6 protein-coding genes are annotated in these 6765 nt (G+C 77.1%); all 6 read left to right on the top strand.

The window, feature by feature from the left end; all coding sequences use genetic code 11:
* Positions 1-893: 893 nt before the first annotated feature.
* The 6 genes from ACZ402_RS19720 to recN all read left to right on the top strand — a co-directional run bounded on the left by ACZ402_RS19720 (position 894) and on the right by recN (position 6763).
* Positions 894-1667, top strand: coding sequence for a hypothetical protein (locus ACZ402_RS19720; protein WP_375826021.1), 774 nt, complete (start codon positions 894-896; stop codon positions 1665-1667).
* Positions 1664-2686, top strand: a complete 1023-nt coding sequence (locus tag ACZ402_RS19715) for an HAD-IIA family hydrolase (RefSeq protein ID WP_375826020.1) — start codon at positions 1664-1666, stop codon at positions 2684-2686. The genes ACZ402_RS19720 and ACZ402_RS19715 overlap by 4 nt, the downstream gene beginning before the upstream one ends.
* 144 nt (positions 2687-2830) lie before the next feature.
* The gene (locus ACZ402_RS19710) at positions 2831-3058 is read left to right on the top strand and encodes a hypothetical protein (protein WP_375826019.1); all 228 of its coding nucleotides are present in this window, start codon (positions 2831-2833) and stop codon (positions 3056-3058) included.
* A 2-nt stretch (positions 3059-3060) separates the two neighbouring features.
* Positions 3061-4032 (top strand): TlyA family RNA methyltransferase, encoded by a 972-nt coding sequence (locus ACZ402_RS19705; RefSeq protein WP_375826018.1) that lies wholly within the window; start codon positions 3061-3063, stop codon positions 4030-4032.
* Positions 4029-5012 (top strand): NAD kinase, encoded by a 984-nt coding sequence (locus ACZ402_RS19700; protein WP_375826017.1) that lies wholly within the window; start codon positions 4029-4031, stop codon positions 5010-5012. Before ACZ402_RS19705 ends, ACZ402_RS19700 begins: the two co-directional genes overlap by 4 nt.
* Positions 5013-5014: 2 nt before the next feature.
* On the top strand, positions 5015-6763 hold the full coding sequence (recN, locus tag ACZ402_RS19695) for a DNA repair protein RecN (protein WP_375826016.1): 1749 nt from the start codon (positions 5015-5017) through the stop codon (positions 6761-6763).
* Positions 6764-6765: the final 2 nt, after the last annotated feature.

The raw sequence follows: 6765 nt of genomic DNA, 5'->3' as shown, positions 1-6765 counted from the left end.
GTACTGCCCTGGAGACGGGGTGGGAGAGTAGGACGCCGCCGGACAACCCTTCACCGAAGGCCCACCCCACACGGGGTGGGCCTTCGGCATTTCCGGACCCTCGCGCTGGCCACCCCGTCCGGGCGGGCCCGCGCCGACGTCGCGCCGCAGGACTCCCCGGGCCCCTCCGTCACGTGTCACGGCGGGGCCGACGTGGGAAGATGGCCTGCGCAAACTCCAGAACGAGAGGTAACCCCGTGAACGACACCTCCCACGATCCCGAGTCGGAGCGCCCGTCGTCGGGCGACGACCGTGGTGGTCGACGCGACCGTGACGGGCGACAGGGTTCCTCCCGTGACGCGCGCGGGGCGGGGCCCGGACGACCCGGCGGCGGCGCTGCCCCCGGCGGCCGCGACCGTCGTCGTGGCGGTGGCGACGACGCCCGTCGCGGGTCGGGTGACTCGCGCGGACGGCAGGACGGCGGCTACCGAGGGAAGCCCGACGGCACGCGCGGCCGCGCGGAGGGGGGCCGACCCGACCGGGGGTACGGGGGCACGGACCGCGACCGTCGGGCCGGCGACCGTCCCGGGCGCCGCGACGACCGTTCGCCCGCTCGTGACGGGCGCGGCACGTCCGGTGCGCGCGGCGACGGGTACCAGCGACCCGCTCGTGCGGGTGAGGGGGACCGGGGGCGGTACGACCGGGACTCGTCCGAGCGTCGTCGCGACGGTGCAGGCGCGCGTGACGACCGCCGAGGTGGCGACCGCCGCGGGCACGCACCCCGTGCCGGGGCCGGCCGGGATCGTGAGGGCTTCGACCGCCGTCCCGAGCCGCGTCACCCCGCGGGGCCGGAGATCCCCGACGAGGTGCAGATCTCGCAGCTCGACCGCGCGGCGCGCGGTCGCCTACGGACGTTGAGCAAGGAGACCGCGGAGGTCGTCGGACGTCACCTGGTCATGGCCGGGCGGCTCATCGACTCCGACCCGGAGCTCGCCTACGAGCACGCGCAGGCCGCGGTGCGGCGTGCGGGCCGCGTCGACGTCGCGCGCGAGGCGGCGGGTCTGACGGCCTACGCGACCGGCCGGTACGCCGAGGCGCTCCGCGAGCTGCGCACCGTGCGACGCCTCAACGGGTCGTCGGAGCACCTGCCGATCATGGCCGACTGCGAGCGAGGGCTCGGACGGCCGGAGCGCGCGCTCGCCCTCGCGGCGTCGGAGGAGGCCGCGACCCTCGACGACGTCGGGCGCACGGAGCTCGCGATCGTCGTGAGCGGCGCGCGCGTCGACCTCGGCGAGCTCGACGCCGCCCTCGCGGCGCTCGAGCAGGTGCCCGCGGTCGGGGCGCGCGGCGAGCTGGGCGCGCGCGTCCTGCAGGCGCGGGCGTCGGTTCTCGAGGTCGCCGGCCGGACCGAGGAGGCCGCGCAGATCCTCGCGGGCATCGACGCGAGCCTGCTTGCTGCGGCGCTGGGCGAGGAGGACGACGACGTCGTGGTCTACGACCTGACGGACGAGATCGAGGAGCCCGAGCAGTCCGAGGACGAGGCTTCCGGCGCGTCGCGACCGACGAGCACCGACGGTGCGGTCGAGCAGTCCGACGAGGGCGCGCCCGAGGGCCCGCAGGGCGACACGCCGGACGAGGCTCCGGACACGACGGAGGGTGCCGCGCCGTCGGACGGGGCCGACCGGTGAGCGCCGGGCTGCTCGGGAGCGACGTCGCGCTCGCCGACCGGTACGACCTCGCGCTCGTCGACCTCGACGGCGTCGCGTACCGCGGGCACGAGCCGATCGAGCACGCGTCGGAGGGTCTGACGACGGCGCGCGCCCGTGGCATGCGTCTCGTGTTCGTCACGAACAACGCGTCGCGCGAGCCCGGTTCGGTGGCCGAGCAGCTCACGGGCCTCGACATCCCCACCTCGGCGGACGAGGTCATGACTGCCGCGCAGGCGGCCGCCGCGCTGCTGCGGACCCGGCTCGAGCCGGGCGCGCGCGTCCTCGTGGTCGGTGGGGCGGGTCTGGTGACGGCGGTCCACGACGCCGGGTTCGTGCTCGTGGAGAGCGCGGACGACGATCCCGACGCCGTGGCGCAGGGCTTCGCGCCGGAGCTCGGCTGGGCACAGCTCGCCGAGGCGGCGTACGCCGTCCAGCGGGGCGCGTGGCACGTCGCGAGCAACCTCGACCTGTCGCTGCCGACCGCGCGCGGGTTCGCGCCGGGCAACGGGTCGCTGGTCGGTGCCGTGCGCGCCGCGACGGGCGTGGAGCCCGACAGCGCGGGCAAGCCGTCGCCGACCATGTACCGGCTCGCGATCGAGCGCGCGGGCTCCGAGGCGCCGCTCGTCGTCGGGGACCGGCTCGACACGGACCTCGCCGGCGCCCGCGCGGGCGGCTATCCCGGTCTGCACGTCCTGACCGGGGTGAGCACGGCGCGGGACGCGATCCTGGCGGAGCCGCACCTGCGCCCGCACTACGTGGGCGCGGACCTGCGCAGCCTCCTCGAGCCGCACCCGGTGCCCGTGCGCACCGAGGCCGGCTGGTGGTCGTGCGGCGACAGCGCGGCGCGGGTCGACGACGGCGCGCTGCGCCTGGACGTGCGGGGCACCGCGACGGTGGACACCGTCCGGGCGGCGGCCGCCGCGGCGTGGGCGTCGGCCGACGCGGGGCTCCCCGTGGACCCGGCGACGGTCCCCGAGCTGCCCGTCGGGACGCACTGAGCCCGACGGGCGAGCGGCGCGACGCGCCGCCCTGCGCAGGCAGATGGTCGTGCCCGTCCGTGGGACGCAACCGGTAGCGTGGTCTGGGATGCCCGGACATCGCCCGGGCGACGTTCGCGCAGCCCAGCAGACAGGAGGCAGGACATGACGGACGGTCCGCTGCGTCCGGTTCCCGGACCGCCTCCCGGCGGACGACCGGCGAGCCCGGCGGCCGGCCGAGACGGTGAGGAGCCGTCGTCGGTCGTCAGTCCGCTCGACACCGCGCTCGGACGGCTCGACGGGCTGGAGGGGCTCACCACCGCCGACCACGTGGGGGTGCTGGAGGCCGTGCACGACGCGCTGGTCGCCGAGCTCGCCCGCACGGAGGACTGAGCGTGGCCGAGCGCACCGGTGCCCGCCTCGACGGCGAGCTCGTCCGGCGCGGGCTCGCGCGGTCGCGCCGCCAGGCCGCCGAGCTCGTGGCCGCGGGCCGGGTGACGCGCGGCGGGACGGTCGTGACCAAGCCGTCGACCGCCGTCGGGCCGGACGACCTGCTCGCGGTGACGCCCGACCCGGCGGACCCCGGCTACGCCTCGCGCGCCGCGTTCAAGCTCGCCGGGGTGCTCGACGCCCTGGACGCGCTCGATCCCGCGGGCGCGCCGCCGCGGCCGCCCGCCGTCGACGGCGCGCGGTGCCTCGACCTGGGGGCGTCGACCGGGGGCTTCACCGACGTCCTGCTGCGCCGGGGCGCGCGCGAGGTCGTGGCGGTGGACGTCGGGCACGACCAGCTCGTGCCGGCCCTGCGCGCCGACCCTCGGGTCCGGGTGCACGAGGGGCTCAACGTGCGCGACCTGGTTCCCGAGCACGTCGGGGCCGTGCCCGACCTCGTCGTCGGCGACCTGTCGTTCATCTCGCTCGCGATGGTGCTGCCCGCCGTCGCGGGGGTGGTGGGCCCGGGCTCCGACCTGCTTCTGCTCGTGAAGCCGCAGTTCGAGGTCGGCCGGGAACGCCTCGGGAGCGGCGGCGTCGTGCGCGACCCCGCGCTCCACGCCGAGGTCGTCGCCGCGGTCGCGGGGCACGCGGCGGTCGTCGGGCTGCGCCCGCTCGCCGTCGTGCCGAGCCCGCTGCCCGGGCCGAGCGGCAACCGCGAGTACTTCTGGTGGCTGCGGGCCGGCGACCCCGGCCGCGCCGACGACGCCGCGCTCGAGGACTCCGCGCTGGAGGACGCCGCTGCCGCGGCGGTGGCGTGGCGGCCCGCGCCCGACGGCGGCCTGCCGCCCGTCGTCCTCGTCGCCCGGGCGGCCGGACCGGGTCCGACGCCCGACGCTACGACGCCCGACCGACCCCTGACAGGAGGAGCACCGTGACGCGACGCGTGCTGATCGTGACCCACGGCGGCCGCCCCGAGGCGGTCGTCGCGCTGCACGAGGCGGTGACCGAGCTCGAGCGCGCCGGGTTCACCGTGACGCTGCACGACGACGACCTCGCGGAGAAGTTCGGCGACCACATGGCGCGCACGCGGGCGCGCGAGGGCGTCGCGGAGTCCGAGGTCGTCATGGTCCTCGGCGGCGACGGCACGATCCTGCGCGCCGCCGAGCTCACGCACGGGACCGGGGTGCCGCTGCTCGGCGTCAACCTCGGGCACGTGGGGTTCCTCGCCGAGAGCGAGCGCGAGGACCTGCGCGCCGCCGTGGGGCGGCTGGCGGCGTACGACTACACGGTCGAGGAGCGCACGATCGTCGAGGTCCGCGCCTTCCTCCCGGGCGAGCCGGAGCCGCTCGTGGGGTGGGCGCTCAACGAGGCGACGGTCGAGAAGGCGCAGCGCGAGCGCATGATCGAGGTCGTCCTCGGCGTCGACGGTCGCCCGTTGTCGTCGTTCGGGTGCGACGGCGTCGTGACGGCGACCGCGACCGGCTCGACGGCGCACGCGTTCTCCGCGGGCGGGCCGGTGATGTGGCCGGACGTGGACGCGGTGCTCGTCGTGCCGCTCGCGGCCCACGCGCTCTTCGCGCGACCGCTCGTGGTCGGCCCGCGCTCGACGATCACGGTCGACGTGCTGCCGGACTCGGCGTCGTCGGGCGTGCTCACGTGCGACGGCCGCCGGCGCATCGACCTGCCCAACGGCTCGCGGGTCGAGGTGCGGCGCTCGGACACGCCCCTGCGCCTCGCGCGCCTCAGCACGGCGCCGTTCACGGACCGGCTGGTGTCCAAGTTCTCGCTCCCCGTCGTCGGGTGGCGCGAGCGGGCGGCGAGCGTCGCCGCGACGGCGGGGACGACGGCGGAGCGCGCGGCCGCGGCCGCGGGCAGGGAACCGGGGGAGCCGGTCGTCACGGACGAGGAGGAGTGAGCGTGCTCGAGGAGATCGCGATCGAGAACCTCGGCGTCATCCGGTCGGCCCGCGTCCCGGTCGGGGCGGGCCTGACCGTGATCACGGGCGAGACGGGCGCGGGCAAGACCATGGTGCTCACCGGGCTCGGCCTGCTCATGGGCGGCAAGGCGGACCCGGCGACGGTGCGCCCGGGCGCGGCGAGCGCCGTGGTCGAGGGGCGCGTGCGCGTCACGGACCGTCCGGCGGTCGCGCAGCGGGTCGACGACGCGGGTGGCCAGGTGGACGACGACGGCACGGTCGTCATCCTGCGCACCGTCGCGGCGGAGGGGCGGTCGCGCGCGCACCTCGGTGGCCGCAGCGTCCCGCAGGGCGTGCTCGCGGAGATCGCCGACGACCTCGTGACGGTCCACGGCCAGTCCGACCAGCTCCGGCTGCGGACCGCGAGCCGGCAGCGCAGCGCGCTGGACGCGTTCGCCGGTCCACCGCACGCCGAGCTGCTGACCGCGTACCGCGACGCGTGGACCGAGCGGTCGGCGCTGCAGGCGGAGATCGAGGACATCGAGACGCGCGCGGGCGAGCGCGCCCGGGAGGCCGAGCTGCTGCGCCTCGGCCTCGCGGAGGTCGAGCGGGTGGCCCCCCAGCCGGGCGAGGACGTCGAGCTCACGGCGCTCGTCGCGCGCCTGGGCAACGTCGAGGAGCTGCGGGTCGCGGCGCAGCTCGCGCACGAGGCCGTGGCCGGCGACGAGGCCGTGGAGCCGCAGGAGAACGCGGTCGTGTCGGTCGACCGGGCGCGACGCGCGCTCGAGGCGGTGGCGGACACGGACCCCGTGCTCGCCCGGCTCGCCGAGCGGCTCGCGGAGGTGGGCTACGTGCTCGCCGACGTCGCGACGGAGATCTCGGGCTACGTCGAGGACCTCGCAGCCGACCCCGCGGGCCTCGAGACCGCGCACGCGCGCCTCGCCGAGCTCGGCACGCTGACCCGCAGCTACGGCGAGACGGTGGACGACGTGCTCGCCTGGGCGAGCGACGCCGGGCTGCGGCTCCTGGACCTGGACGACGGCGGCGAGCGGCTCCACGCCGCGACCGCGCGCCGTGACGAGCTCGACGCGGAGCTGGAGCGCCTCGGGACCGCGATCACCGCCTCGCGCGAGCGCGCCGCGGCCGAGCTCGCGACCGCCGTGACCGACGAGCTGCGCGGGCTGGCCATGGGCGGCGCGAGTCTCGTGGTCGACGTCGCTCGGGCCGAGGAGCCCGGCCCGTGGGGCGTCGACGTGGTGACCTTCTCGCTCGTCGCCCACGCCGGGGCGCCGGCCCGACCGCTCGGCAAGGGTGCGTCGGGCGGCGAGCTCTCCCGCGTGATGCTCGCGATCGAGGTGGCGCTCGCGACGGCGGCGGTCGACGGCACCGGGCAGGTGCTGCCGACGTTCGTCTTCGACGAGGTCGACGCGGGCGTCGGGGGCAAGGCGGCGGTCGAGGTCGGGCGCCGGCTCGCGTCCCTCGCGACGCGCGCGCAGGTGGTCGTCGTGACGCACCTCGCCCAGGTCGCGGCGTTCGCGGACGTCCAGCTCGTGGTGACGAAGTCGTCGGACACGCCGTCGGGCACGGGCGACGGTGACCCGGCCGCGGGCGTCACGGTCACCGGTGTGCGCGAGGTCACGGGAGACGAGCGCGTCCGCGAGCTCGCGCGGATGCTCTCCGGGCAGGAGGACTCGGACGCGGCCCGCCGCCACGCGGTGGAGCTTCTGGAGTCCTCGGTCGTGGGACGATAGGG

The sequence above is a fragment of the Cellulosimicrobium sp. NPDC030954 genome, assembly GCF_055571305.1.
Note: the sequence above shows the minus strand (reverse complement) of the source record. Positions and strands in the feature narration are given on the sequence as shown.

Excerpts from the sequence above, each read along its gene's own strand:
- ACZ402_RS19710 (WP_375826019.1), top strand. The coding sequence starts at position 2,831 with ATGACGGACGGTCCGCTGCGTCCGGTTCCCGGACCGCCTCCCGGCGGA.